We start from the raw sequence: 26,529 nt of genomic DNA, 5'->3' as shown, positions 1-26,529 counted from the left end.
AGGACGTTATCCCTGCCGTCCAGCGCGAACGGAATGGTGGAGAACGGGCGCTACCCAACCATTACGACATGCAGATATCGCGGCCCATGCGCCCCGCGCACATACTGCCCCTCGATATCGGTCGTACCCGACACGCCGGTCACCCAGTAATGCGCGCGGTGTTCGGCGAGATCGACGGAGATATCCTCGATCGTCTCGACCAGATCGGCTGTCGCCAGCACTACGATATGATGCAGCGTAAGGAAATTCGGCAGCATCGGCGCACTAGCATCGGTTTCGAACACCAGCGACCCGCTTTCGGCTACGCCAGCCTTCGCCACCGCCAGCGCGGTCATCTGATCGGCGGCGACGGCTTCGTCGATCCGGAAGCCGCGCCAATCGAGCGATGTCAGGCGCGAGTCGGGCGGCAGGTAGAGAGTGGCGGGCAGGGCATGGTGCGCGAGGTAACGCCGCACCGCATCGGGCAGGCCGCTCGCATCGTCGATCCGGTCCAATGTCGCGGACACGCTCGGCCCCGCCAGCCGCGCGGCGAAGCGTTCGACCGGCGAACCGGCCGTCTCGGGCGGCCGTTCGCTCCCCGCTACCAGCGCCGCCGCCTGCGCCGCCAGATCGAGCGGCACTGGCGCACGCAGCTTGCCGAGGATCGCGTCGCGCGCGGTCATCGCCGCCGCCCCTTCGCATATTGCGCCATGAACGTACCGCCTTCCGGGGCGGGCATGTCGCGATATTTCGTCCACGCACCGGCAAAGGGCAGCCGCGCGATCCAGCCCTGCCGCGCCAGTAGCCGCATTGCCCGCACCGTGGCCCCACTCGCCATCCGATAGAGGCGGGGGCGCAACACCGCCTGCCGCCAGAGCCCAAGCCCCTGCCGCATTGACACCGGCTCCAGCCCCTCGCGCCAGCTCTTCTCGCGCCAACCGCGCAGCAGCGTCGGCAGTGGGATTTTGACGGGACAGACCTCCTGACACCGGCCGTTCATCGTGCAGGCATGCGCCAGATCGCGATTGGCCGACAGCCCGTCCAGCGCCGGGGTGAGCACCGCACCCATTGGTCCCGGATAGGTTCCGCCGTACGCATGACCGCCGACCTGTCGAAATACCACGCAATGGTTCATACATGCACCACAGCGGATACAGCGCAGCATCTCCTTGAGCGCCGCATCGGCCGCCATCGCGCTGCGGCCGTTGTCGACCAGTACGATGTGCATCTCCTCCGGCCCGTCGCGGTCGCCTTCGCGCTTCGGTCCGGTATAAAAGGTGGTATATTGGGTCAGCGCCGCGCCGGTCGCCGACCGCGCCAGCATCCTGAGCATATGGATCGCATGCGGCAGCGACGGCACGATCTTCTCGATCCCCGCCGTCACGATGTGGACGCGCGGCGGTACCACCGACAGTTCGGCATTGCCCTCGTTGGTGACGGTGCAGATGCTTCCCGTATCGGCGATCAGGAAGTTCGCGCCGGAAATGCCGACATCGGCACCCAGCATCTCCGCACGCAAATGCCGCCGCGCGCTCTCGGCCATCGCTGCGATCGTTTCCTCGACATGCGGGTCGCGATGCTTCGCGCGGAACAGCGCCGACACCTGCTCGCGGGTCTTGTGCATCGCCGGCCAGACGATATGCGACGGCCGCTCGCCCGCCAGCTGGATGATGTGCTCGGCAAGGTCGGTCTCGACCCGCTCGATCCCCGCCTCCGCCAAGGCGTGGGGCAGACCGATTTCCTCCCCCAGCATCGATTTCGAACGCGCGACCGATTTCGCACCGGCCTTGCGGCACAGATCGACGACGATCGTCGCCGCTTCGTCCGCGGTCTGCGCCCAATGGACCTGCGCGCCCGCTGCGATCGCATTCGCCTCGAACATTTCGAGATAATGGCCGAGATGTGCGATCACATGATCCTTGATCGCCGCAGCCCGCGTCCGGGCGTCCTCGAATGCCGGAAATGCCTCGACCGCCAGCGCGCGCTTGGCTTCGGCGGTGCCGGCGGTGCGCTCGACCGCGACCTTGAGCACCTTGTCGGCCAGTGCCAGGTCGACGCGTTGCCCGAAGCTCATGACGCTTCACCGATCGCGGGTCCGTCGCCCATGCCGGCAAGGATTTCGACGGTGTGGAAGGCGCGGACGCTGCTACCGCGCCGATGCAGCTTGCCAGCCATGTTCATCAGGCAGCCGAGGTCGCCGGCGAGCAACAGCGCCGCACCGCTATCCTCGATCGCCTGCGCCTTTTCCTCGACCACCGCGTTCGAAATGGCGGGATATTTGACGCAGAAGGTGCCGCCGAAGCCGCAACAGGTTTCGGCTCCCTTCAGCGGAAGTTGCTTCAGTTCCCCGACCGCCGAGAGCAGCGCGCGCGGCTGGCGCTTGATGCCCAGTTCGCGCAGGCCAGAACAACTGTCGTGATAGGTCGCGGTGGTCGGCAACGCGACTCCATCGGGTCGCCAACCCTGTGCGTCGAGGAACGACAGCAGCTCGTGCGTCTTCGCCGCCAGCGCTTCGGCGCGCGCCAGCCACGCCGGGTCGTCGGCGAAGAGTTCGGGATAATGAACCCCGATCGTGCCGCCGCACGATCCGCTGGGCACCACGATCCTGTCATAGGGTTCGAGGCAGGCGATCGTCGCCCTGGCGATCGCGACCGCGCCGTCATGATCGCCCGAATTGAGCGCCGGCTGCCCACAGCAGGTCTGGCCCGGCGGGACGATGACGTCGAAGCCGGCTTCTTCCAACACCTTCAGGCTGGCAAAGCCGATCGCCGGCCGCATCGCATCGACCAGACAGGTCACGAACAATGCGACTGACGGCCGGCTCATAGCCCGTGCCGCTTCGCGAAGGCGAAGAACAGGTTCGTCCATGGCGCGGGCTGTCCGTCGAGCAGGACGCCGAATCCGTGGCCGCCAATCTCGGGGAAATAGGCTTCGGCCGGGACCTTGGATTTGCGAAGCGCGGCTAGCAGCGACAAGCCGTTGTCCGCCGATACCACCTTGTCATCGAGCGCATGGGCTATGAACGTCGGCGGGCTGACGACAGTGACCCGGGCATCGGTCCGATAGCGTTGCGCCAGCTCGGGCGGAGGGTCGATCCCGAGCAACTGTCGCTCCGATCCCGCATGGGTTCCCCCCGCGCCCATCAGCGCCACAGGGTAGAGCAGTCCTGCGACGCGCACTCCCAAAGGCTGCGCATCGGCGGCGTCGACCGGCGTGTAGGTCGGATCGGTCCGATAAGCGAGCATAGCCGCCAGATGCCCGCCCGCCGAAAAGCCCATCACGCCAATCCGATCGATGGCGACGCCATTGCCCTTCGCCTCCTCCTTGATAAGCCGCAGTGCGCGCTGGGCATCCTGCAACGGCGCATCCGGCCCCGCCGCCCATGGATCGCCGGGCAGCCGGTATTTGAGCAGATAGGCGTGATAGCCACGATCGGCGAAGAATTGCAGCAGCGCCCGCCCGCCATTGCCGATCGCGACGCGCAGATAGCCGCCACCCGGGATCAGCAGGATCGCCGCGCCATTGGGCCTGGCCGGCGCGACATGCGCGATCGTCGGCGTGCGGACGTGGAGGAAGGCCGTGTCGTCCTTCGGCCCGGTCGGCGAACGGGGGATTTCCTGTTCGGCCTCGGTGACCTTCTCGCCGCCGGGTGCCGCGCCCGGCCAGATCGGGCGGTAGGTGAGGGCGGTGGAGCCGGGTTGGGCGGCGGCGGGGATGGCAGTGGCGATGCCGAGGGCGAGACCACCGGCAAGGATCGCACGCCGTGCCAATCCCCAGCCAGTAACGTCACCCCAGCGCAGGCTGGGGTCTTGCTCGATCGCAGCGCCCGCTCCGCCACCGGAAGACCCCAGCCTGCGCTGGGGTGGTTTGGAGCGCATCACCGACATCCCATCTTCCCCAACGGCGTCGCCCGCGACAGGTCGGGGCGATCCTTCGCGACCTTCGCCGCGACCGGCAGTCCGGTCCGCGCCAGATCGGCGGCGATGAGATTGGCCACACCCCGCGCACCCAGTTCGCTGAAATGGGTGTCGTCGTCGATCCCGTCCTTGAACCCCGGCCAGCGTCCGGCTGGATAGTGAAGGAACAGCGCCTTCGACCCCTCGACGCCCTTGCCATCGACCCAGCCGCGCGACGACGCTTCGAGGTCGATCAACTGCGTTCCCGTCGTCGCGGCGATATCGCGCACCACCGCCGACCAAGCCGCGAAATCGGCCTTGGTCTTGCTGTCCGGCCCGAACGAGCGGCGCGTGACCGGGGTAATCAGGATCGGCGTCGCACCATGCCCCTTCGTCTCCCATACCATCCGCAACAGATTGTCGCGGTACAGCGTCGCGGCGGGGGCATAGCGTTCGGGCTTGTTCTGGCTGGCATCGTTATGGCCGAACTGGATCAGCACGACATCGCTGGGCTTCACATCGGCCATGATCTTGTCCCAACGCCCTTCGGCGATGAAGCTCTTGGTCGAACGGCCGCCCATCGCCCGGTTCTCGACCTTTGCGTCGCCGGTCAGGCCGCAGGGTAGCATCTGTCCCCATCCGGTCTGCGGATAGCGATCTTCCTTGTAGGTTTGCGCGGTCGAGTCGCCGGCGATGAAGATCGTCTCGGCTGACAATTGCGCGCCCATCAGTATCCCCACGCAGGCGGGGATCCGGAGCCGCAGACGATAGCGCTGGCCGGCCTGAACTCCCGCCTTCGCGGGAGCACGGTTGGAGCCGTGGCTCATTGCAAATTCACGAACATGCCGCCATCGACCAGCAGCGCCGCGCCGGTGACATAGGCCGCCATGTCGGAGGCGAGGAACACGATCGGCCCGACCATATCCTCGGGCTGGCCCAGTCGGCCCAGCGGCACGCGCTGTTCCATGTACTTGCGCTTGGCTTCGTCGGCCAAATCGTCCTTGTTGATTTCGGTCAGGATCGTGCCCGGCAGCACCGAATTGCAGCGAATGCCATACCGCCCCAATGCGATCGCGGTCGATTGCATCAGCGAATGCACCCCCGCCTTGGTCGGGGTATAGTGCGTCTGATATTCCCCGCCGACCAGCGCCGAGATCGACGACACGGCGACGATCGCGCCGCCATCGCCCTGATCGACCATGCGCTTCGCCGCCGCCTGACACATATAATACGCCCCGTGCAGGTTGACGCGCAGCGTCCGCTCGAGCGTTTCCGCCGGCATGTCGAGGAAGCTGTGGAACGGGCAGATGCCGGCATTCGACACCATCACGTCGACGCGACCGAATTCGGACACCGCCTTGTCGACGAAGTCGCGCGCGGTCGCCGCCTCGGCGACGTCGCCCTTGATCGCAAGGCCACGCTGCCCGGTCGCCTCGATCGCGGCGATGCAGGCGTCGGCATCGTCGTCCCGGCTGTGATAGTTGATGACGACGTTCGCACCATGCTGTGCCGCGCCGATCGCCGCCGCCCGACCGATTCCGGTCGATGCGCCGGTGACCAAAACCGTTTTACCTTCCAACAGCTTCATGCCAATCCTCTCATCGTTTGCGACGCTTTTGCAGCGCCTGTGTGTCGGGGGACCAGCCCAGATCGCGGCTGATCCGTTCGGCGGTGCCGCGCACGTCGACGCTCAGCGTTTGCATGCGGTCATCGTCCATATATTGTGCGGCACTTGATACGCTGATCGCGCCGACGATCTTCCCCGATGCATCGCGCACCGGTGCGGCGACGCAGCGGATCAAATCCTCGTTTTCCTCAAGGTCATAGGCATGGCCGCTGGCGACATAGCCGCGCATCCGTTCCATCCAGACGTCGAAGTCGGGCCGGCGCGTGCCGGGCGGATGCTCCGCCTCGAAGATCGCGGTCCAGCGCGCCTCCGAATCGTCGAGCAGCAACGCCTTGCCCAGTCCGGTCGACGACAGCGGCTGGCGATCGCCGATCCGGCTGGAGATATCGACGCGGCGCCGTCCCGGGATCTTGTCGAGATAAAGGGCGAGGTCGCTGTCGAGGCGACCGAAATGGACCGTATCTTCGGTCTGGCTGGCCAGTTCCTCGATCCGCGGCCGGGCGATCTGGACGATATCGGCCTGCCCCTGCGCGAGGAAGCCGAGTTGGAGCAACTTCGGCCCCAACAGATAGCCTTCGCGCGGCAGGAAGGTCAGAAAACCACGATCGATCAGCGCATTGGCCAGCCGGTGCGTCGTCGATCGCGTCAGCCCCATGCGTTGCGACAGTTCGGCGAGCTTCACGGGTCCGTCGATCACCTGGTCGAGCAGGTCCAGCCCGCGCACGAGCGTCTGGCTGCCCTGCGCCTTGCCGACACCCTTCGGCTCGGCATCGGCGTCGGCCGAGATCGACGATTCTTCGTTTGACGGTTTCTGTCTCATCAAGTAGCATCCTATCCCATAAAGTGAGAAAGTAAACCAGTCGGAGCGGATGTTCGCGGGATTTCCCGCAGCGGGGTTTTCCAACATTTCAAACCGCATGGCGTCGGCTTCATACCAGATGATGGTATTTGGCGCGTGCGGATATCGGATCAGTCGGCGGCGGGCCCGTGGTGGCCGTTCGCCCAACGAAGGTGGTGGCAATGAAGGCGGCGCTTCCCAGGATCAAACATGTCCGCGCGTTCACCGTGCGCGGCGGCGGGGCGGATTATCACGATCAGCAGGGCTATCACTGGATCGACGATCACATCGCGACGCCGATGAGCCGCTATCCCGAATATCGCCAGTCGCGGCAGAGCTTCGGCATCAACGTGCTTGGCACGCTGATCGTCGAGATCGAGGCGGAGGACGGCACGATCGGTTTCGCGGTGACGACCGGCGGCGAACCCGCCTGCTTCATCGTCGAAAAGCATCTTGCCCGCTTTCTCGAAGGGCGCTCGCCCACCGAATATGAGAAAATCTGGGACCAGATGTATTTCTCGACCCAATATTATGGGCGAAAGGGACTGGTCGTGAACGCCATTTCGGGCGTCGACCTCGCGCTATGGGACTTGCTCGGCAAGCTGCGCGACGAACCGGTCTATCAGATGCTGGGCGGCGCGGTGCGCGACGAACTGCAATTCTATGCGACCGGCGCGCGCCCCGATCTTGCCAAGGAGATGGGCTTCATCGGCGGCAAGATGCCGCTGCACCACGGCCCGGCCGAGGGCGTCGAGGGATTGAAGAAGAACATCGCCGAACTGGCCGAGATGCGGTCGCGCGTCGGGCCGGATTTCTGGCTGATGTGGGATTGCTGGATGGCGTTGGACGTCGATTACGCGACGCGCCTTGCCCATGCCGCGCAGGAGCACGGCCTGAAATGGATCGAGGAGGCGATCAGCCCCGACGATTACTGGGGCTATGCCGAACTGAAGCGCAACGTGCCGCGCGGCATGCTGGTCACCACCGGCGAGCATGAGGCGACCCGCTGGGGCTTCCGCATGCTGATGGACATGGACTGTTGCGACATCATCCAGCCCGATGTCGGTTGGTGCGGCGGCGTGACCGAATTGCTCAAGATTTCGGCGCTGGCCGATGCGCGCGGCAAGCTGGTCGTGCCGCACGGGTCGTCGGTCTACAGCTACCACTTCGTGGTGACGCGCCACAATTCGCCCTTCGCCGAATATCTAATGATGGCGCCCGAGGCCGATCATGTGCAGCCGATGTTCCATCCGCAGTTGATCGGCGAACCGATTCCGGAGAACGGACGGATGCGGACCAGCAAACTCGACGCTCCGGGTTTCGGGGTCGAACTGAACCGCGACCTGACCATGCACCGTCCCTTCGAACACTGAGAGAAACGACATGAAATTCTGCCGCTATGGAAATCGGGGCGATGAGAAGCCCGGCATCGTCGATGCGAACGGCCAGATCCGCGACCTGTCGGGCGTGGTCGACGACATCACCGTCGCCAGCATCGCCGGGCTGGACGTCGATGTCGACGCTCTGCCAGTCGTCGATGGCGCGCCGCGCTATGGCGTGCCGGTCGCCGGCATCGGCAAGATCGTCGCGATCGGCCTCAACTATGCCGACCACGCCGCCGAATCGAACCTGCCGGTGCCGGCCGAACCGATGATGTTCATGAAGGCGCTGTCGTCGCTGACCGGCCCGAACGACGAGGTGATGATCCCTAGGGGTTCGACCCATACCGACTGGGAAGTCGAACTGGCCGTCGTGATCGGCAAGACCGCGCGCTATGTGGCGAAGGAAGACGCGCTGACCCATGTCGCCGGCTTCGCCATCGCCAACGACGTGTCCGAACGCTTCAACCAGAAGCAGCGCGGCAGCCAGTGGTCGAAGGGCAAGGGCCACGACACCTTCTGTCCGCTCGGTCCGTGGCTGGTGACCCCGGACGAGGTCGGCGACCATCAGAATCTCGACATGTTCCTCGACGTGAATGGCGAGCGGATGCAGACCGGCAATACGAAGACGATGATCTTCGACGTCGCCGAACTCATTTCGTACGTCAGCGAGTACATCACCCTCTATCCGGGTGACGTGATGATCACCGGCACCCCGCCGGGCGTGGGCGAGGGCAAGAAGCCGAACGCCATTTACCTCAAGGCCGGCGACACGATGAAGCTGGGCATCGCAGGTCTGGGCGAACAGAAGCAGCAGGTCGTCGAATGGCGCAACCTTGGCGATGCGGTGCTCGGATGACGACCTATTCGGGGCGGTTCGCCGGGCGGAACGCGATCATCACCGGCGGCGCATCGGGGCTGGGCCTCGCCGTCGCCGAACGTATCGTGGCCGAGGGCGGTCGGGTGTCGGTGTGGGACATGAACCCCGCGCTGGAGGAGACCTGTGAACGTGCCGGTCTGCACGGCGTCCACCTCGACGTCTCCGACGCAGCGGCGGTCGCCGCCGCTGCCGAGGACAGCATGGCCGTGCTGGGCAAGGTCGATATCCTGATCTGTTCGGCGGGCATCACCGGCGCGACGGTGCCGGTCCACGAATTTCCGATCGACAGCTGGCTGCAGGTAGTGAACGTCAACCTGAACGGCCTGTTCTACTGCAACCGCACGGTCGTGCCGCACCTGCTGGCGAACGGCTATGGCCGGATCGTTAACGTCGCGTCGGTCGCGGGCAAGGAAGGCAACCCCAATGCCAGCGCCTATTCGGCGACCAAGGCGGGGGTGATCGGCTTCACCAAGTCGCTCGGCAAGGAACTGGCGGGCAAGGGCGTCATCGCCAATGCCCTGACCCCCGCGACGTTCGAAAGCCCGATCCTCGCCCAATTGCCGCAGAGCCAGGTCGATTACATGCGCTCGAAGATCCCGATGGGGCGGCTGGGCGAAGTCGACGAAAGCGCGGCGATGGTGTGCTTCATGGCGAGCGAGGAATGCAGCTTCACCACGGGCGCGGTGTTCGACACGTCGGGCGGGCGGACGACGTACTAGGACCCGTTAGCCGCATTCCCGTTCGGTTCGAGCAGCTTCGAGCTTGTCGAGAAGCGTCTGTCGAGAACGGCCCGCTTCGGGGAACCGCCTTCTCGACTTCGGTTCTCGACAAGCTCGAACCTCCGCTCGAAGCAAACGGGGTGGGGAAGTGGAAAGCGGCGGCAGACCAATTGGAAGAGCAGAGCCATGGACAAACTCCCCTTCGTCGACGCCCATGTCCACCTCTGGGACCTCGACCATATCCGCTACCCATGGCTGACGCCGCCCTTCGCCGATGGCGGTCCCAACGGCTCGGTCGAACCGATCGCGAAGACATATCTTCTGGACGACTATCGCGCCGATGTGGGTGACTGGGACGTGCGCGGCATCGTTCATGTCGATGCCGGCGCGGAGCCTGCCGCAGCGCTGGATGAAACCCGCTGGCTGCAGGCGATGGCCGATCGCCAAGTCATGCCGAACGCGATCATCGCCTTTGCCGACCTGTCCGACCCGGATGTCGATACGCTGTTGGCCCGGCATGCCGCGCACGCCAATGTCCGCGGCATCCGCCATATCGTCAACTGGCACCCCGACCCGCGGCGGACTTATACCCCCCGCGACGTCACGCAGGACGAAGCATGGGGCAGGGGCTATACCCGCCTCGCTGCGCATGGGTTGAGTTTCGACCTGCAAGCCTATCCCGGCCAGTTTTCCGGTCTCGCCCGTCTGATCGAACGCCATCCCGAAACGCCGGTGATGATAAACCATATGGGTATGTGCGTGCCCGGCGAGGAAGGCGAATGGAGCGAGGGATTGGCGACGCTTGCCCGCCTGCCGCACGTCGCCATCAAGCTGTCGGGCATCGGCTTCACCCATCGCCGGTGGACGCTGGAACAGGCGCGCGCACTGGTGCTGACCGCGATCGACCTGTTCGGCACCGACCGGGCCATGGTCGCCAGCGACTTCCCGACCGACAAGCTGTTCGGCAGCTCTGCCGTGACGCTCGGTGCCTATGCCGCCATCACCGCCGACTTCACCGATGCAGAACGCCGCGCGCTGTTCGCCGGCAACGCCGATCGTCTCTATCGACTGGGCCTGCCGCTATGACCCCCAATCCCCTGACCGGCGTCCTGTATCACTGGCTGGGCGGGTTCGCTTCGGCCAGCTTCTACGTGCCGTATCGCGGTGTCCGGCGCTGGTCATGGGAGATTTACTGGCTGACCGGCGGCATCTTTTCCTGGGTGCTGGCACCCTGGTTCTTCGCGAGTATCCAGACCGAAGACCTGCTCGGCGTGCTGGCCGCCACCCCGGCGCCGACCCTGCTCTGGCCGATCTTCTTTGGCGTATTGTGGGGTTTCGGCGGCCTCGGCTACGGGCTGGTGATGCGCTACCTCGGCCTGTCGCTCGGCATGGCCGTCGTGCTGGGACTGTGCACCGTGTTCGGCACGCTGATCCCGCCGCTGTTCGCCGGGGATTTCGCCGCGAAACTGCTCGACACGACCTCGGGCAACATCATCCTGTTCGGGCTTGCCCTGACGCTTGCCGGGATCATCGTCGTCGCGATGGCCGGCGCCCGGAAGGATCAGGCGCTGTCCCCCGAACAAAAGGCCGCCGCCGTTGCCGAGTTCGACTTTCGCAAGGGGATCGTCGTCGCGATCTTTGCCGGGATCATGTCGGCTTGCTTCGCCTTCGGCCTGGCCGCCGGCGAACCGATCAAGACGCTGTCGGTCGCGGCGGGTACCGGGCCACTCTGGACCGGGCTGCCGGTGCTGTGCCTCGTCATGTTCGGCGGGTTGCTGACCAATGCGGTGTGGTGCGCCATATTGATCGTCCGCAATCGTAGCGGCAGCGAATGGTTCGGCGGCGGCAAGGCGGCGGGCGCACCGCTGGGCCGCAACTTCGCGCTGTGCGCGCTGGCCGGCACCGCATGGTATTTCCAGTTCTTCTTCTACACCATGGGCGAAAGCCAGATGGGGCAGTTCGGTTTTTCGAGCTGGACGCTGCACATGGCGTCGATCATCATCTTTGGCACGCTTTGGGGTTTTGCGCTGAAAGAGTGGCGGGACGCCGCGCCCCGTACCCGTGCGATGGTCTGGAGCGGGGTCGCGCTCCTGATCCTCGCGACCATCGTGATCGGATACGGGAACATGATCGGCGGGTAGGGATGTTGGCCGATCTTGCACCGCACCCTCGCAAAAGCCGTCCTTCCCGCGCGGGCGGCAATCCATCATCGCTGACGCGTCGCGTCCATCGCTGCGGTTGGCGGGTCTGGACTGCCGCCTGCGCGCGAGGGACGGATGTCCGCGGGCAGTAGCGCGGCGCCTACCGCAGCGGCCGCAATACCGGGGCGTCGCGATCCACCGACAATACGCCCTTGTCCTCCCGCAACTCGGCGATCTGCAACACCGTCCGCCGGTGCCAGCGCGGGTCGCTTGCCGCTTCCGGCTCGCCGGATTGGTGGACGAAATACACGATCCATGCCCGATCGCCGGTTATGACGATATCGGGATGCTGCCCCTTCGCCCGGTCCGTCGGCCGCCTGCCCAGTTCGGCCAGCAGATAGCCCGGTTGCCGCGTCCAATGGGTCGCGTCGTCCGACCGCTGGACCAGCAGCCCCTTCCACGCGTCGCTGACCAGCCACCACGCACCACGCCAGCGAACCGCCTTCGGCCCTTCGCCCGGCGTATCGGTGACGGTCGCCTTGACCGTCCAGTGTTTCAGGTCGCTGCTGTCGGCATAGCGGATCGACTTGCCGCTGCGTTCGTCGTTGAACCACAGCCGATATCGGTTCGGCCCCAGCACCGCGACGCTGGCATCGATCACCCGGTCCGATCCCAGATCGAGCCGCTCGCCGCAGTCCCAGCGCTTCAGATCGCGGCTGGTCAGATGCACGATGAAGCGCGGCGCGTTCCAGTCGCGAAACACGCCCGGCACGACGGTCAGCCACATATGCCAGCGACCATCGATCCGTTGGACCTCCGGCGCCCATAACGTCGCACCGGTACAGCCCTTCGGGATCGCCGCCGTGCCGCCATAGCGCCAGCGAACGCCATCGCCTGACCGCGCGATGCCGATCGCGGTCCCATGGACCCATGACACGTCCTTCTCGTCCGCCACGGCAAGGTTCGCGCGCCGGTTGGTATAGAACATCACCCATTCGCCCGTCGCCGGATCGCGCACCGTCGATGCATCGGCAGCGCCGTCATGCACCGGGTCGCGCCACAGCGGGACGGGCGCGGCCGCCGCCGCCTGTGCCAGCAGCGCCGCCCAGATCATGCGGGCTTCGCCGCGACCGGATTATTGCCCCATAGCCGGTCGTGCGGCCATCCCGACAAGTCCTCGACCACCGCCTTGTGCTGCGGATCGGGCGGCGTGGTATCGCCAGCGCGGAGCCGTTCGATCTCTTCCATCAGGATCGCATGCGTCTTCGGATCGAGCCGGAACCGCAGCGACACGAGGATGCCCGCCGCCAGCACGCCGAGCGTGCCGACCCCCAGCAGCAGCGCGATGGTATTGATGGCTTCCGGCGTCTGGGTCTGTGCGCCCGATACGAATCCGCCCGCCTGGATGATGAGGCCGACGCCCGCTACCGCCGCAGCCTGCGTCGCTTTGCGCACGAAGGTCATGACCCCGGCGAAGCTGCCCTCGCGCCGCTGCCCGGTCACGATCTCGTCGACATCGGCCATATAGTTGTACGTCGCCCAGGGAATGTAGTTGAGCGCTCCGCGGCCCAGCCCGGCAAGGCCGATCGCCAGATAGATTAGCGGGCTGGTCGCGGTCGTGCCGCCTGCCCACAGCGACAGCAGCACGATCACCCCCAAGCCGAACGTCACCGCTGCCAGCCGATAGGCAAAGGCGGGCGACGCGCGCAGCGCGAGGTTGATCGCGATCACCACCGCCACGAACTGGACGATATACATCGTGCCGAGCAGCCCCGACGCCATCGCCGTCGTACCGGCCAGTGCGAAGATGACGAAGAAGGTAAAGGCGGCGTTGAAGATATCCTGGCTGATATAACCGCCCAGATACATGCCGAGATGCAGCCGGAACGCGCGGATCCGCATCGTCGAGAACAGGTTGCGGTACAGCGCCTTGAACGCCGATCCGACGCCGGCACTCTGTCGGCCGGTGGCCTGTGGGGGCAGGGGGCGTTCCCAGCTGAACCGATAGAGGAAGGCGGCGGTCGCCATGAACAGGGCCGCAAAGATCAGCCCCATGTAGAAGAAGGTCTGCGCGCTGTCCCGGCCGAGATAGTTGATGAGCCACAGCGGCAGGAAGCCGGCGAGGATCGCGGCGGTCTGTCCGAACAGGATGCGGAACCCGGCGAACTTCGCCTTGGTCTTGTAGTCGGTCGACATTTCGGCCGCCAGCGTCTCGTACGGGATGATGACCATCGCATAGACCAGCTCGAACCCGACATAGCTGACCAGATAATACCAGAAGGTCATGCCCGGCAGCCACATCAGCGCAAAGCTCGGCAATAGCGGGATGGCGGCCAGAATGAAGAAGCGCCGCCGCCCGAACCGGTCCCCCAGCGCGGTCGTGCCAAAATGGTCGGAAAGATAGCCGATTACCGGCGACGCGATCGCGTCGAGGATGCGCGCGACCGCGAAGATCAGCGCCGCCTGTCCCGCGCTCAGCCCGCAAAACTGGGTATAGAAAATCAGCACCCAGCCGGAAATGACCGCCATCGAACCCGCGCCGAGCACGTCGTTCGACCCATAGGCGAGGTAGTTGACGAGCCGGACCGGACGCTTGGCAGGTGGGGCGGATATCACGCGCGCTCTCTCCTTCGCATGGTCCGGGCTTGCGTCGCCCGCTTCATCATGCTCAACATATGAATAGCTATCATACTATGTGGAATATCCACAAGCGCGTTTGGAGAGTGCGATGCGGACCCCGATGATGCTCGGCCTTGCGACGATGCTGATGAGCGCGACACCTGCGTTCGCCAGGCCGGCGGCCGAATGGGTCGATCGCCTGACCGGCCACCGGGTCGTCCGCATCAGTCGGGTGCCCGACAGCACCAGCCTGTATTTCCATCAGAACAGCTACACCCCGCAGGGCGACCGGATGGTCGTCAGCGTCCCCGACGGCATCGCGACCGTCGACCTCAAGACATGGGAATTGAAACCGCTGGTCCGCGAAAAGGGTGTGACGCTGCTCTTCACCGGCCGGCGGACGCGCACCGCTTATTATGCGCGACAACTCCGTAACGATGCCAGCGGCCCGTCCTCGATCTATGCCGTCGACATCGACAGTGGTCGCAGCCGCAAGGTCGCCGACGTGCCCGGCGGTTCGATCGGCTCGATCAACGCCGACGAAACGCTGCTGCTGGGACAGGTCGCATTGGGCGAGGGCGCCCTACGCCCCGATGGTACGCGGCAGGACGATCGTCACGCGCCCGGCCGGGTGGTGGGACCGGGCGAGGCCGACTATCGCGCCACTCGCGCCGACGGCACGCCCTACAGCTTTGCCGAGGCGAAGGAACGTCGCCTCAACGAACGGCTGGAGGCAGGCATTCCGATGGAGATCTTCACCATCGATCTGCGCACCGGACAGCGCCGCGTCGTCACCGCATCGACCGACTGGTTGAACCATATCCAGTTCTCGCCGACCGACCCGCAACAGATCATGTATTGCCACGAAGGGCCGTGGCACAAGGTCGACCGCATCTGGACGATCCGCGCCGACGGCACGGGCAAGACGCTGGTCCACAAGCGCACGATGAACATGGAGATTGCCGGTCACGAATTCTTCTCGGTCGACGGCCGGACGATCTGGTACGATCTGCAGACGCCGCGCGGGGAGGTGTTCTGGCTCGCCGGCTATGACCTGACCACCGGCAAACGGCACTGGTACAAGGTCGACCGCAACCAATGGTCGGTCCATTACAACCAGATGCCGGGCGGCAAACGCTTTTCGGGGGACGGCGGCGACAGCGAGATGGTCGCCCATGCGCCCGACGGCAAATATCTCTACCTCTTCACGCCAAGGGCGATTCCCGACGTCGCCGACATCCACGCCGCCAATGCCGATGCGCTGATCGTGCCGGGAACGCTGGAGGTCGAGAAGCTGGTCGATATGCACCAGCACGACTATCGGCTGGAGCCGAACATGACCTTCACGCCCGACGCGAAATGGGTGGTGTTCCGCGGCAATTTCGAAGGCGCGACCCATATCTATGCGGTGGAGGTGGCGAAGCCCGCCACCCCCTGATCCGCCTCAGACGATCGGCGGCAACCGCTCCAGATGCTTTTCCAGCGTCAGCGGATAGTCGCGGATGCGCACGCCCGTCGCATTATAAACGGCGTTCGCGATCGCGCCCGCAACGCCGCACATGCCCAGTTCGCCGACGCCCTTCGCCTTCATCGGATTGGCCTTCTCATCGGCTTCGTCGAGGAACACGACTTCCTGTTGCGGGATATCGGCATGGACCGGCACCTCATAGCTGGCGAGGTCGTGGTTGACGAACATGCCGAAGCGCTTGTCGACCGCCAGTTCCTCCATCAGCGCCGATCCCGCGCCCATCGTCATCGCGCCGATCACCTGGCTGCGCGCCGATACGGGATTGATGATCCGCCCCGCCGCGCACACCGCCAGCATCCGGCGGATGCGGGTGATACCGGTATAGGCGTCGACCCCGACCTCGACGAAATGGGCGCCGAAGGTCGCGAACTGATAGGTCTTGTCGAGCTTGTCGAACTCGATCTTGTCCTCGCCGACCAGTTCGCCGCCCGACGCCGCCGCGCGCAGGTCGCCGCTCTTCCCGCCGCCGCTGACCCGGCCATCGGCGAAGTCGGCGGTCGCAGGATCGATGCCCAACCGCTGTGCCGCCTGTTCGCGCAGTTTGACGCAGGCGGCATAGACCCCGGCAGTGGCATTGGCCGCGCCCCATTGCCCGCCCGACCCTGCGGACACCGGGAAGGCCGAACTGCCCAGCTTCACCACCACTGCCTCCGCCGGTACGCCCAGCATCTCGCCCGCCGTCTGCGCGATGATCGTGTAGCTGCCGGTGCCGATATCGGTCATGTCGGTCTCGACCGTCACCACCCCGTCCTGACCCAGCCGCACCCGCGCGCCCGACGTGCGGTTGACGTGATTGCGGAACGCGGCGGCAACGCCCATGCCGACCAGCCATTTGCCGTCGCGCACCTGCCCCGGCGTGGCGCTGCGCCGCGACCAGCCGAAGCGCTGCGCACCCTCGGTCAGGCACCGCACCAGTTGCCGCTGCGAGAAGCGACGTTCGGGCTTTTCCGGATCGACCTGCGTATCGTTCTTGATGCGCAGCGCGACGGGGTCCATCCGCAGCTTCTCGGCCAATTCGTCCATCGCGATTTCCAGCGCCATCATCCCCGGCGCCTCGCCCGGCGCGCGCATCGCATTGCCCTCGGGCAGGTTGAGCACCGCCAGCCGCATCGACGTCAGCCGGTTCGCCCCGGCATAAAGCAGCTTCGTCTGGTTGACCGCCGCTTCGGGACCACCATTCGGCTGGTCGCCCGACCCACTCTCATGCGCGATCGCCGTGATCGTGCCGTCGGGCTGCGCGCCCAGCCGGATGCGCTGGCGCGTCGCCGGACGATGGGTCGCATTGTTGACCATCATCGGCCGCTGCATGGCAAGCTTGACCGGCCGCTTCGCTGCCTTCGCCCCCAGTGCCGCCAGCACTGCATCGGCGCGCAGGAACAGCTTGCCGCCAAAGCCGCCGCCGACATAGGGCGACATCAGCGTGATCTTGTCCTTCGGTATGCCCAGCGTCTTGGCAAGGTCGCCGCGTCCCCAGTCGATCATCTGGTTCGACGTCCACAACGTCAGTTCGTCGCCATTCCACGCCGCGATCGACGCGAACGGCTCCATCATCGCATGGCTGTGGTCGGGGGTCGTATATTCGGCGTCGATCTTGACCGGCGCGGCGGCGAAGGCGTCCTCGAACTTGCCCGTCCGGTCGACCGGCGGCGCGCCGCTGCCCTCGCCGCTGTCGCCACCCGTCAGCGGTGCGGACTTCAGCGCCTCGTCCAGATCGTAGCTGCCGGTTGCGCGCGCATAATCGACCCGCACCAGTGCGGCGGCGGCGCGGGCCTGTTCGAACGTTTCGGCGACGACCAGCGCCACCGCCTGATGATAATGATCGACCTGCGGCCCGGCGAGCAGCTTGACGGTGTTCATCTGCCCCTTGCCGAGCTTGCCGGCAGTCGCCGCGGTCACGATCGACAGCACGCCCGGCGCGCCGCGCGCCTCGTCCAGATTGATCGAACGGATCGTGCCCTTGGCCACCGCCGATCCGACGATATAGCCATAGGCCGGATTGGCGATCGCGCGGTGCTCATAGGCATAGGGGGCCTGACCGGTCGTCTTGAGCGGACCGTCGATTCGCTCGTGCGGGCGGCCGACCACCTTCATCCGGTCGATGGGATTGGTCGTCGCGGGGGTATCGAATTGCATGGATTACGCCTTGGCTTGCGCGATGACCGATGCCAGCGCGCGGGTCGCGAGCGGCAACTTGAACGCATTGTCCCTGGTCGGGGTCGCGCCCTGAAAGGCGCGGGCGGTGACGGCGGCGGCCCCTTGCGGCAGCAGCGCGTCCGCCGCCTCGACACGCCACGGCCGGGGGGCCACGCCGCCGAACGCGACGCGCCCGGTGCCGTCGCGCTGGATCACCGCCGCGACCGACACCAGTGCATAGGCATAGGACGCCCGGTCGCGCACCTTCTCGTAGAAATGCCGGCCACCGATCGGGCGGGGCAGGGTGACGGCGGTTATCAGCTCGCCGGGCTTCAATACCGTGTCGATCTCGGGCCGGTCGCCCCATAGCCGATGGAACTCGGCGATCGGGATGCTGCGCTTCTGCCCGCCGCCGTCGACCGTCTCGATCGCGGCGTCTAGCACGCGCATCGCCACGGCCATGTCGCCGGGAAAGGTCGCGATACAGGCGTTGCTGACGCCGATCACCCCCAATTGCCGTGAATACCCGCCGATCGCCGCGCACCCCGACCCCGGCTTGCGCTTGTTGCACGCCATATTGGTGTCGTAGAAATAGGGGCAGCGGGTCCGCTGCAGCAGATTGCCGGCGGTCGACGCCTTGTTGCGCAACTGGCCCGATGCCCCGGCGACGATCGCGCGGGTCAGCACGCCGTAATCGCGCCGCACCCGCTCGTCGGCGGCCAGATCGGTGTTGGTGACCAGCGCACCGATCCGCAGGCCGCCGTCACGGGTCTTCTCGATCTTGTCGAAGCCCAGGTCCTGTACGTCGACCAGATGCGTCGGCGTCTCGATTTCCAGCTTCATCAGGTCGAGCAGGTTGGTGCCGCCGGCGATGAACTTGGCATCGGGGCGACCGGCGACGATCCGTGCGGCCTCGACCGCGTCCTTCGCCCGTTCATAGGTGAACGCTCTCATGCCTTCACCCCCGCTACGTCGGCCATCGCATCGGCGATGTTGGAATAGGCGCCGCAGCGGCAGATGTTGCCGCTCATCCGTTCGCGCATTTCCATGTTGCTGGCGGCGGGGCGTTTCGTCAGGTCCGCCTGTACATGGCTCGGCACGCCGCGCCGTATCTCGTCGAGCACGGCGACCGCGGAACATATCTGGCCGGGGGTGCAATAGCCGCACTGATACCCGTCGTGCTTCACGAACGCCGCCTGCATCGGGTGCAGCTTGTCGGGCGTGCCGAGCCCCTCGATCGTCACGATCTCGTCGCCCTCGTGCATCACCGCCAGCGTCAGGCAGGAATTGATGCGCTTGCCGCCGACCAGCACCGTACAGGCACCGCACTGGCCATGGTCGCATCCCTTCTTGGTGCCGGTCAGGTGCAGATGCTCGCGCAACGCGTCGAGCAGCGTGGTCCGCGTGTCGAGCGTCAACTGCTGCGGCCTGCCATTGACCTTGAACCGAACCGGCATGGTCGGTGGTGCCTGCGGTTCGGGCGCGTTCTGCGCGACCGCCGCGCCCGGCGCCACGGCAATTGCGGCACCCATCGCACCGCTCGCCAACACGCCGCGGCGCGTGATTTCCAGTTCAGGCCTGTCCGCCATTCGATCGATCATCCTTGTCGGGGAATATCCCGGAGACCGGGACAACGCACGAACGCGCCGATCGCCCCGCGCGCACGACGAACGTACGCTATCGCGCGAAACGGTACGATCAGCCGGGCAGGCCGCCCGTTTGGCGCAGCGCCTCGCCCAGCGCCAGCGCGGCGGCGGTGGCAAGGTTCATCGACCGCACTTCGGCCCGGATCGGCAGGCGCAGCCGTTCGTCGCATGCATCGGCAATCGCGGGTGGAACCCCGGCGCTTTCCTTGCCGAACAACAGCACGTCGTCCGCCCGGAACGCGAAGTCATAGGCCGACCGGTCGCTCTTGGTCGTGAACAGCACCAGCCGGGGCGGCGCCACCGCCGACCGGAAAGCGTCGAAGCCGGCATGGCGGGTGACCGCGACATGGTCGATATAGTCCATCGCCGTCCGCCGCACCCGCCGGTCGTCCCATGCGAACCCCAGTGGCTCGATCAGGTCGACCGCGACGCCGAGGCAGGCGCCAAGCCGCATGACGGCTCCGACATTGCCGGCGATTTCGGGTTCGTACAGGGCGATGCGCATCGCCGCTGCTTGGCGGCTGAACGGCCGGCGCGCAAGGCCGCGTCGGTCAGATCGCCAGTTCGGCGGGCGCCAGCAGGTGATCGACGACGCGCATCGGCCGACCGATATGATATCCCTGCAACTGGTCGCAGCCCCATTCGCGCAGCTGTGCCAGTTGCTCGGCGGTCTCGACCCCTTCGGCGACGATCGACATGCCCAGGCTCTTGCCGAGGCCGATCGTTGCCTTGACGATCACGGCGGATGCATCGTCGGTCAGCATCGTCGCGACGAAGCTGCGATCGATCTTCAGCTTGTCGAAGGTGAATTCCTTCAGGTTGCTCAGCGACGAATGGCCGGTCCCGAAATCGTCCATCGCCAGGATCGCGCCCGCCGCCTGCAACCGGCGCAGCGTCGTCTGCACGGCGTGGCGATGCTGGTCGAGCAGCGTCGCGCTCTCGGTCACTTCCAGCTCCAGCCGGTCGGTGGCGATGCCGTGCTTGGTGGCAAGATCGAGCAGGCTGCCCGCCAGCTCGGCATCGCGGAATTGGAGCGGGGACAGGTTCAGCGCCAGCTTGATCGTGGCGGGCCACTGCGCGGCGGCGGCCATCGCCGTATCGGCGACCCAATGCCCGATCCGCCCGATCTGCCCGGTGGCTTCGGCGATGGGGATGAAGATGTCGGGGCGGATGTTGCCGAGGTCGGTATGGGTCCAGCGCAACAGCGCCTCGAACCCGGTGATCCGTCCCTCGGGCGTCGCGATCGGCTGATAGGCGAGGTAGAGCTGGTTCGCATCGATCGCGCGTTCCAGATCGCGGCCCAGCCGGTTGCGCAGGCTGACTTCCTCCAGCAACCCGGTATCGAAGAATCGCGCGGTGTTCCGCCCGTCCGACTTCGCCCGGTACAGCGCCATGTCGGCAAGGTTGTGCAGATCGTCGCCGCCCTGATCGGGCGAGGAGATCGCGACGCCGATGCTCATCTGGATCGGTACGTCGGCGCTCAGCGTCGCTTCGGTCGCGCGCGCGATGCGCCGCAACAGCGCCTCGGCGGCGGCGGGCTGCGCCGGCGCGACCTGGATGATGGCGAATTCGTCGCCGCCGATCCGCGCGACGAGATCGCTGGCGCGCACGCAGCCCGACAACAGCTTCGCCGCTCGCCGCAATGCGTCGTCGCCGCCGGCATGGCCGCAGCGGTCGTTGATGCTCTTGAATTCGTCCAGATCGATCGCGAACAGCGTGACCTTTTCGCCGGTCCGGCGCGCGCGGATCAGTTCATGGGCCAGCCGGTTCTCGAACAGCAGCCGGTTGGGCAGGCCGGTCAGCGCGTCGTGATGGGCGAGGAAATCGACGCGGCGTTGCGCACTGCGCTGCGCCTCCATCGCCTTATTATATTCGGAAACGCCCCGCGCGAGGTCGCCGACCTCGTCGCGCCGGTCGAGACAGGGCACGCTCTGCCCGACCGGACGATCCGCCCGGAACGCGCGCAGGATGCCGGCGATCGCGGTGATCGGTTCGATCACGCGCAGGTGCAGCCACAACGCCATGATCAGCAGCGTCAGGATCACCGCTCCCGCACTCAACAGCGCGCGGAACGTACCGCGATGGTTGAGCGCGATGGCATCGTCGGCGGCATCGCCGATCGCGCGGCCCAGCACGTCGCGGGTCTTCGTCCGTTCGCTTTCCAGCCGCTTCAGCGCGTCGAGGAAATGCGGCATCGCCGGCTTGATGCCGTCGGGGTCGCGCCGCGCGGTGTCGATCAGTTCCTGTCCGATCGGCACGAACGCCATTGTCGCGCTGCGGGTCTGCGCCAGCGCCGCCCGCAATTCGGCCGGCAGCGCCCGGTCCGGATCGGTCGCGGTGACATTGGACAATGTGCGGAACGCCCGCAACTCGGCGGACAGCGCGTGCCACTGCGCCTCGGGCACGGTGCCGTGCCGTTCGGCCAGCCGGGTCGCCTCGCCGATCGACAGCCGCAGCGCGCGCTGCGCCGCGTCCTGCCGGTCCTGCCCACGCAGCAATTCGGTCAGATGGCCGATATGCCCCGCCGCCGATCCGACCTCCGCCCCGATATGCAGCCAGCTCGCCAGCAGCAACAGCGACGGCAACAGCACGGCGGCACAGGCAACGGTTACCTTGGTCGAGATCGAGAGATGCACCGGCGACTCCCCGTGGAAGGCCACAGGATACGGTTAAAGAATTACCAAGAGGTTAGAAAAGCCGCCCGCCGTCGACACCGAATGACGGCGGGCAGGCCGGATGTCAGCGGCGGCGGCGCGGGACCGGCGCTGCCGTTGGCGGCACCGGCACCACGCCCTTGGGCGCCGTTGCCAGCCGGCGGATCAGATCGGTCTCGGCGGTGCGATAGGGCGTGCCGTCGGCGCGGAACACCTCGTGGAACCAGATGGTCGGCTCGGCCATCACATAGGGTTTCTGCCAGCTGTCCCAGGGCAGCCGCGTCTGCGTCTTGCCATCGACGAACCCCCAGTTCATCATGCCGACATTGTAGCGTTTGGCGATCGGCAGCGATCCGTCGAACGTCGATCCGTTCCCGCGCGCCATATATTCGGTGCAGATGATCGGCCGGTTATACGGCAGCAGCTGGCGGATGCGCCCCTCGAACGTCTCGGGCCAGCTATAGTCGTGGAAGGTGATGACGTCCGACTGCGCCAGTTGCAGCTTCGCCATCGCCGATGCCTTGCCCCCCGGCGTCCAGTCGTCGCCGATCCACACGCCCGAGGTGATCGGCTGCATCGGATCGGCATCGCGTGCCCAGTCGAACACCTGCGCCAGCAGCGCGCGGACCATCGGCTCCTTGCCCTCCTGACCCTTATACTGGTCGGCGCCATTGTCGGGTTCGTTCCAGACGTCCCAGCCGAGCACGCGCTCGTCGCGTCCGAACGCGCCGATCACGCCCTGCACATAGGCCTTGTACGCCGGATAGCGGCTGCGGTCGCGCAGGCCCGCCATGCCCGGCCCCTGGACCCAACCCGAATTATGCACGCCGGGGATCGGCGGATGCTGCGGCCCTAGCTTCGGGTTCGGGTCCCAGCAGCTGTCGAACAGCACGAACAGCGGCTTGATCTTGTGCCGCGCCGCGATCTGCAGAAACTCGTCGATCCGCCGCCTGAAGCCCTCCGCATCCTGCGTCCACAGCTGGTCGTGCAGGAACACGCGCATCGTGTTCATGCCGATTCCCTGCGCGAGGTTCAGCTCGTAATCGATCCGCTGCGGATCCCATGTCTCGGCCTGCCACATCTCCAGCTGGTTGATCGCGCTGGCGGGCGTGAAGTTCGCGCCGACCAGCCATGGCTGTTTCGCATACCAAGCCCCGGCCTGCGCCTCGCTCCAGCGATCGCGCGCCTCGGCCGGCGCCATGGTCAGCATGGTCGCACCCAGCAGCGCGACGACAAATCCCTTCATTCATTCTCTCCCGTTTTACGTTTCCCCCGACCGACGGCGCGGTGCCGCCAGCGAGCGAAAACGCTTCTTTCGTAACCGTTTCCAATTATCACATATATTCGTATTGTGAACGTCTTCCGGCGCTGTTAGGTCGGACAAATCGGCGGCGACAGACCGCATCGCTTTGAACTGGGGAGGAAATATGCACCGCAAGCATTTCTGGCGCGCATCCGCGTCGCTGCTGGCCGCCACCGCCGGCATGTTGCCGCTGACCGCGCTCGCGCAGACCGGCGCGCAGGAGACGCCGAAGCCGACCACGCCGTCCGACCAGTCGGTCAGCCCGACCGCACCCGCGCCCTATGAACAGGACAGCGCGACCGACGATGGCGATATCGTCGTCACCGGCCTGCGCCGCAGCCTGCAATCGGCGCAACAGTTGAAGCAGAATTCGGACGGCATCGTCGATGCGATCGTCGCCGAGGATATCGGCAAGCTCCCCGACACCTTCGCCTCCGCCGCGCTTGCGCGCGTGACCGGCGTACAGGTGACGCGTGGCGCGGGCGAGGCGGCCGGGGTCCAGATCCGCGGCCTGCCCGATATCAGCACCACCTATAATGGCCGCGAGATCTTCACCGCCGAAGGGCGCTTCGTCGCGATCCAGGATTTCCCGGCCGGCACCGTCGCCGCCCTCGAAGTCTATAAATCGAGCACCGCGAACCTGATCGAGGGCGGCATCGGTGGGCAGGTCAACGTTCGCGGCCGTCGGCCGTTCGACTTCAAGGGCCTCGAAATCTCCGGCTCGCTGAACGGCGTCAACTGGGAGCAATCGGGCGGGCTGACGTGGAACGGCAACCTCCTGGTCAGCGGACGGTGGAACACCGGCATCGGCGAGATGGGGCTGCTCGTCAACGCCTCCTATGTCGGCCTGAACTATCTCGACGCGACGCGCGAACAGTCGCTGGTGATCGGCACCACCAGCGCCGCCAATGCCGGTACCGCCGGCGTCCGCTATCCCGACGCGCAGGGCCGCTTCACCAGCAACGGCAAGCGCTGGCGTCCCTCGGCCAATGCCGCCTTCCAGTGGCGGCCGAGCGACGAACTCGAAATCTATGTCGACGGCCTGTATCAGGGCTATCGCGGTCATGATTCCAACCAGTGGATGTTCGTGCCGATCTTCGGCGGCGACGCGTTCCGCCTCAACAACCTGACTACCCGCGACGGCAATCCGACCATCGCCCAGAGCGCGACCGTGGTCGGCGCCAACACGCCTGACGGGTATTTCACGTCCGCCAACGGCCGCACCGATACCTATCAGGTCGGCGGCGGCGCAACCTGGACGCGCGACCGCCTGCGCCTGTCGGCAGATGTCGCCTATACCGACAGCGCCTACACCTTTAATCTGAACAATATCGACTATCTGTTCGCCAGTTCGCCGACCCGCAACGTCGTGTTCGAAACGCCCAGCGGCAATTATGGCGGGCCGAGCTTCAACTTCGTCGATTTCGACGTGACCGATCCCGCCAATTTCCTGACGCGCGGCTTCTTCCAGGAATTCCTGAAGGTCGGCGGCAAGGACATTCAGACCCGTTTCGATGCGCAATATGATCTGGGCGACGGCTTCCTCAAGGAATTCAAGGTCGGCTTCCGCTACAACGACCGCGACGCCAATCGCGATCGTGGCGCGCCCTATATCAACACGCTGAACGGCAGCGCGCTGACCGACCAGCGCATCCCGATCTCGGCACTGCCGATCGAGATCGGCTCGACGCGCCCGGCGTTCAAATTCGACAACGCCTTCCCGGTGAAGACCTTCGCGTCGATCACCGAACCGAGCATCCGCGCGAACATCGCCGAACTGCGGTCGTTCTTCGGCGCGCCCGCCGGCAATCCGGCCTACAACCCGACCGAGAATTTCCGCGCGAACGAGAAAGCGTTCGCGACCTATGCGCAGCTCAAATACGGCTTCGATCTCGGTTCGACGATGAGCGTTGACGGCCTGGTCGGCGTGCGCGCGGTCAAGACCAAGACGCGGATCGGCGGCTTCGCGCGGGACGAGACCGATCCGGCCAATCCGACGTTCAGCCCGGTTACGGCTGAAAACGAGTATACCGATTACCTGCCCAACGTCAGCGCGCGGGTCCGCTTCAACGAAGAATTGCAAATGCGCCTCGCCTATACCCAGACGCGGACGCGGCCGAACTTCTTCGACCTGAACCCGACGCTGACCGTCGGGCCGCCGCCGGTCGTCGACCCCAACAACCCGCCCAACCCGAACGACCCGAACAGCAATTTGCGCAACATTTCGGGCGGCAATCCCGATCTGAACCCGCTGACCTCGGACAATTACGACGTCAGTCTCGAATGGTATTTCTCGCGCACCGGGTCGCTGACCGGCGCGCTGTTCCGCCGCGATGCGCAGGGTTTCATTTCGCGCGTCGCCGTTGCTCCGGTCGATCTCGGCTATGGTCCGTCGCGCTTCGACCGGCCGGAAAATACCGGCAAGACCCGGTTCAACGGGGCGGAGGTCGCCTTCACCAGCTTCCTCGACTTCGACAGCCTGCCCGAATGGATGCGCGGCTTCGGCGTACAGGCGAACGCGACCTATATCGACGCGCGCGGCGACCTTGCCACCGGGCTCAGCGCCTCGCCCAATGTCGCCGGCACGCGCGTGCCGTTCACCGGGGTGTCGGAATGGTCGGGCAACCTTGTCGGTCTGTACGAACGCTCCTTCTTCTCCGCGCGGCTGGCGTACAACTACCGGTCGGACTTCGTCAGCTATTACAGCATCGAACCGCTCGACGTAGGCGCGGACGGATCGCCACGCACCCGCGCCGTGATCGAAAAGGGGCGGGGCCAGCTCGATTTCTCGACGACGCTGACGCCGGTACCGAACGTCACGCTGGCCTTCGACATCGTCAACCTGCTCGGCAACCCGATCAAGCGGACCCGCCAGTTCAACGATGCCGGCGACGTCTATACCCGCCAGATCCAGTATCTCGAACGCGTCTATTCGCTCGGCGTCCGTTTCCGCTTCTGACGGGTCTCCTGTTCTCCTGACCGTGGGGGGCAGGGCGGGGACGGGTGGTCGGTGATCGAGCGTCACGGCCGCCCGGACTTGCCAGCCCGCCCATTCGAGAACGTTTTTGGCAAGATCGGGTACTTAACCCGAAGCACCACGTACCCCGGCGAAGGCCGGGGTCCAGTTGGAAAGGCTTCTCGATAGTAAATCGACGTTCCCCGACTGGACCCCGGCCTCCGCCGGGGT

Annotated in this window: 22 protein-coding genes; 7 read left to right on the top strand and 15 right to left on the bottom strand. The window is 65.9% G+C overall.

Annotated elements, in window-relative coordinates:
• Positions 1-50 precede the first annotated feature (50 nt).
• The 7 genes from MF607_RS01305 to MF607_RS01275 form a co-directional block, all read right to left on the bottom strand.
• The gene (locus tag MF607_RS01305; protein WP_242115594.1) at positions 51-662 is read right to left on the bottom strand and encodes a LutC/YkgG family protein; all 612 of its coding nucleotides are present in this window, start codon (positions 660-662) and stop codon (positions 51-53) included.
• On the bottom strand, positions 659-2,053 hold the full coding sequence (locus MF607_RS01300) for a lactate utilization protein B (protein ID WP_242115593.1): 1,395 nt from the start codon (positions 2,051-2,053) through the stop codon (positions 659-661). Before MF607_RS01300 ends, MF607_RS01305 begins: the two co-directional genes overlap by 4 nt.
• Positions 2,050-2,805, bottom strand: coding sequence for a (Fe-S)-binding protein (locus MF607_RS01295; protein WP_242115592.1), 756 nt, complete (start codon positions 2,803-2,805; stop codon positions 2,050-2,052). The genes MF607_RS01300 and MF607_RS01295 overlap by 4 nt, the downstream gene beginning before the upstream one ends.
• The gene (locus MF607_RS01290) at positions 2,802-3,857 is read right to left on the bottom strand and encodes an alpha/beta hydrolase (protein ID WP_242115591.1); all 1,056 of its coding nucleotides are present in this window, start codon (positions 3,855-3,857) and stop codon (positions 2,802-2,804) included. Before MF607_RS01290 ends, MF607_RS01295 begins: the two co-directional genes overlap by 4 nt.
• A complete protein-coding gene (locus MF607_RS01285) occupies positions 3,857-4,615 on the bottom strand; it encodes a rhamnogalacturonan acetylesterase (RefSeq protein WP_242115590.1) in 759 nt (252 codons plus the stop codon). The genes MF607_RS01290 and MF607_RS01285 overlap by 1 nt, the downstream gene beginning before the upstream one ends.
• A gap of 83 nt (positions 4,616-4,698) precedes the next feature.
• Positions 4,699-5,463: an L-rhamnose 1-dehydrogenase Lra1 gene (lra1, locus tag MF607_RS01280; protein WP_242115589.1), complete on the bottom strand. Its 765-nt coding sequence runs from the start codon at positions 5,461-5,463 to the stop codon at positions 4,699-4,701.
• 10 nt (positions 5,464-5,473) lie between these two features.
• A complete protein-coding gene (locus tag MF607_RS01275; RefSeq protein ID WP_242115588.1) occupies positions 5,474-6,322 on the bottom strand; it encodes an IclR family transcriptional regulator in 849 nt (282 codons plus the stop codon).
• Positions 6,323-6,522: 200 nt separating this feature from the next.
• Here MF607_RS01275 and rhmD point away from each other — a divergent pair, with 200 nt between their 5' ends.
• The 5 genes from rhmD (at position 6,523) to rhaT (ending at position 11,459) form a co-directional block, all read left to right on the top strand.
• Entirely contained in the window at positions 6,523-7,713 is a 1,191-nt protein-coding gene (gene rhmD, locus MF607_RS01270) for an L-rhamnonate dehydratase (protein ID WP_242115587.1), read from the top strand.
• A 10-nt stretch (positions 7,714-7,723) separates the two neighbouring features.
• On the top strand, positions 7,724-8,578 hold the full coding sequence (locus MF607_RS01265) for a 2,4-didehydro-3-deoxy-L-rhamnonate hydrolase (protein ID WP_242115586.1): 855 nt from the start codon (positions 7,724-7,726) through the stop codon (positions 8,576-8,578).
• Entirely contained in the window at positions 8,575-9,318 is a 744-nt protein-coding gene (locus MF607_RS01260; RefSeq protein WP_242115585.1) for an SDR family NAD(P)-dependent oxidoreductase, read from the top strand. Before MF607_RS01265 ends, MF607_RS01260 begins: the two co-directional genes overlap by 4 nt.
• A 186-nt stretch (positions 9,319-9,504) precedes the next feature.
• Positions 9,505-10,404 carry an amidohydrolase family protein gene (locus MF607_RS01255; RefSeq protein ID WP_242115584.1) on the top strand — a complete coding sequence of 300 codons (900 nt, stop codon included), beginning with the start codon at positions 9,505-9,507 and terminating at the stop codon, positions 10,402-10,404.
• Positions 10,401-11,459: an L-rhamnose/proton symporter RhaT gene (gene rhaT, locus MF607_RS01250; protein WP_242115583.1), complete on the top strand. Its 1,059-nt coding sequence runs from the start codon at positions 10,401-10,403 to the stop codon at positions 11,457-11,459. The genes MF607_RS01255 and rhaT overlap by 4 nt, the downstream gene beginning before the upstream one ends.
• Positions 11,460-11,619: 160 nt before the next feature.
• Here rhaT and MF607_RS01245 read toward each other — a convergent pair whose 3' ends face one another.
• Positions 11,620-12,573: a glycoside hydrolase family protein gene (locus MF607_RS01245; RefSeq protein WP_242115582.1), complete on the bottom strand. Its 954-nt coding sequence runs from the start codon at positions 12,571-12,573 to the stop codon at positions 11,620-11,622.
• Complete coding sequence (locus tag MF607_RS01240) at positions 12,570-14,075, bottom strand: MFS transporter (protein ID WP_242115581.1); 1,506 nt, start codon at positions 14,073-14,075, stop codon at positions 12,570-12,572. Before MF607_RS01240 ends, MF607_RS01245 begins: the two co-directional genes overlap by 4 nt.
• Before the next feature lie 112 nt (positions 14,076-14,187).
• On the opposite strand from MF607_RS01240, the gene MF607_RS01235 reads away from it, so the two are divergent.
• Positions 14,188-15,516, top strand: coding sequence for an oligogalacturonate lyase family protein (locus MF607_RS01235; RefSeq protein WP_242115580.1), 1,329 nt, complete (start codon positions 14,188-14,190; stop codon positions 15,514-15,516).
• A gap of 6 nt (positions 15,517-15,522) precedes the next feature.
• On the opposite strand, the gene paoC is transcribed toward MF607_RS01235, so the two are convergent.
• From paoC to MF607_RS01200, 6 genes are all read right to left on the bottom strand, one after another.
• Positions 15,523-17,739, bottom strand: coding sequence for an aldehyde oxidoreductase molybdenum-binding subunit PaoC (gene paoC, locus MF607_RS01230; protein WP_242115579.1), 2,217 nt, complete (start codon positions 17,737-17,739; stop codon positions 15,523-15,525).
• A gap of 3 nt (positions 17,740-17,742) precedes the next feature.
• Entirely contained in the window at positions 17,743-18,693 is a 951-nt protein-coding gene (locus MF607_RS01225; protein ID WP_242115578.1) for an FAD binding domain-containing protein, read from the bottom strand.
• Positions 18,690-19,328, bottom strand: coding sequence for an aldehyde dehydrogenase iron-sulfur subunit PaoA (paoA, locus tag MF607_RS01220; RefSeq protein ID WP_242115577.1), 639 nt, complete (start codon positions 19,326-19,328; stop codon positions 18,690-18,692). Before paoA ends, MF607_RS01225 begins: the two co-directional genes overlap by 4 nt.
• Positions 19,329-19,437: 109 nt before the next feature.
• The gene (locus MF607_RS01215) at positions 19,438-19,890 is read right to left on the bottom strand and encodes a tRNA (cytidine(34)-2'-O)-methyltransferase (protein WP_242115576.1); all 453 of its coding nucleotides are present in this window, start codon (positions 19,888-19,890) and stop codon (positions 19,438-19,440) included.
• Between the two features lie 46 nt (positions 19,891-19,936).
• Complete coding sequence (locus tag MF607_RS22890) at positions 19,937-22,021, bottom strand: putative bifunctional diguanylate cyclase/phosphodiesterase (RefSeq protein WP_347340850.1); 2,085 nt, start codon at positions 22,019-22,021, stop codon at positions 19,937-19,939.
• 103 nt (positions 22,022-22,124) lie between these two features.
• Positions 22,125-23,285 carry a glycoside hydrolase 5 family protein gene (locus tag MF607_RS01200; RefSeq protein ID WP_242115575.1) on the bottom strand — a complete coding sequence of 387 codons (1,161 nt, stop codon included), beginning with the start codon at positions 23,283-23,285 and terminating at the stop codon, positions 22,125-22,127.
• A gap of 181 nt (positions 23,286-23,466) precedes the next feature.
• Between MF607_RS01200 and MF607_RS01195 the strand changes: the two genes are divergently transcribed.
• Entirely contained in the window at positions 23,467-26,301 is a 2,835-nt protein-coding gene (locus MF607_RS01195; protein WP_242115574.1) for a TonB-dependent receptor, read from the top strand.
• Positions 26,302-26,529: the final 228 nt, after the last annotated feature.

It is taken from the genome of Sphingomonas lacusdianchii (assembly GCF_022664395.1).
GTDB lineage: Bacteria > Pseudomonadota > Alphaproteobacteria > Sphingomonadales > Sphingomonadaceae > Sphingomonas > Sphingomonas lacusdianchii.
Note: the sequence above shows the minus strand (reverse complement) of the source record. Positions and strands in the feature narration are given on the sequence as shown.

What these genes read in the sequence shown, in the direction of transcription:
- lra1 (WP_242115589.1), bottom strand. Translation starts at nt 5,463, where the DNA reads ATGAAGCTGTTGGAAGGTAAAACGGTTTTGGTCACCGGCGCATCGACC.
- MF607_RS01275 (WP_242115588.1), bottom strand. Translation starts at nt 6,322, where the DNA reads ATGAGACAGAAACCGTCAAACGAAGAATCGTCGATCTCGGCCGACGCC.
- MF607_RS01245 (WP_242115582.1), bottom strand. Translation starts at nt 12,573, where the DNA reads ATGATCTGGGCGGCGCTGCTGGCACAGGCGGCGGCGGCCGCGCCCGTC.
- paoC (WP_242115579.1), bottom strand. Translation starts at nt 17,739, where the DNA reads ATGCAATTCGATACCCCCGCGACGACCAATCCCATCGACCGGATGAAG.
- MF607_RS01255 (WP_242115584.1), top strand. Translation starts at nt 9,505, where the DNA reads ATGGACAAACTCCCCTTCGTCGACGCCCATGTCCACCTCTGGGACCTC.
- paoA (WP_242115577.1), bottom strand. Translation starts at nt 19,328, where the DNA reads ATGGCGGACAGGCCTGAACTGGAAATCACGCGCCGCGGCGTGTTGGCG.
- MF607_RS01265 (WP_242115586.1), top strand. Translation starts at nt 7,724, where the DNA reads ATGAAATTCTGCCGCTATGGAAATCGGGGCGATGAGAAGCCCGGCATC.
- MF607_RS01295 (WP_242115592.1), bottom strand. Translation starts at nt 2,805, where the DNA reads ATGAGCCGGCCGTCAGTCGCATTGTTCGTGACCTGTCTGGTCGATGCG.
- MF607_RS01200 (WP_242115575.1), bottom strand. Translation starts at nt 23,285, where the DNA reads ATGAAGGGATTTGTCGTCGCGCTGCTGGGTGCGACCATGCTGACCATG.
- MF607_RS01260 (WP_242115585.1), top strand. Translation starts at nt 8,575, where the DNA reads ATGACGACCTATTCGGGGCGGTTCGCCGGGCGGAACGCGATCATCACC.
- MF607_RS01305 (WP_242115594.1), bottom strand. Translation starts at nt 662, where the DNA reads ATGACCGCGCGCGACGCGATCCTCGGCAAGCTGCGTGCGCCAGTGCCG.
- MF607_RS01225 (WP_242115578.1), bottom strand. Translation starts at nt 18,693, where the DNA reads ATGAGAGCGTTCACCTATGAACGGGCGAAGGACGCGGTCGAGGCCGCA.
- rhmD (WP_242115587.1), top strand. Translation starts at nt 6,523, where the DNA reads ATGAAGGCGGCGCTTCCCAGGATCAAACATGTCCGCGCGTTCACCGTG.
- MF607_RS01195 (WP_242115574.1), top strand. Translation starts at nt 23,467, where the DNA reads ATGCACCGCAAGCATTTCTGGCGCGCATCCGCGTCGCTGCTGGCCGCC.
- MF607_RS01290 (WP_242115591.1), bottom strand. Translation starts at nt 3,857, where the DNA reads ATGCGCTCCAAACCACCCCAGCGCAGGCTGGGGTCTTCCGGTGGCGGA.
- MF607_RS01300 (WP_242115593.1), bottom strand. Translation starts at nt 2,053, where the DNA reads ATGAGCTTCGGGCAACGCGTCGACCTGGCACTGGCCGACAAGGTGCTC.
- MF607_RS01215 (WP_242115576.1), bottom strand. Translation starts at nt 19,890, where the DNA reads ATGCGCATCGCCCTGTACGAACCCGAAATCGCCGGCAATGTCGGAGCC.
- rhaT (WP_242115583.1), top strand. Translation starts at nt 10,401, where the DNA reads ATGACCCCCAATCCCCTGACCGGCGTCCTGTATCACTGGCTGGGCGGG.
- MF607_RS01235 (WP_242115580.1), top strand. Translation starts at nt 14,188, where the DNA reads ATGCGGACCCCGATGATGCTCGGCCTTGCGACGATGCTGATGAGCGCG.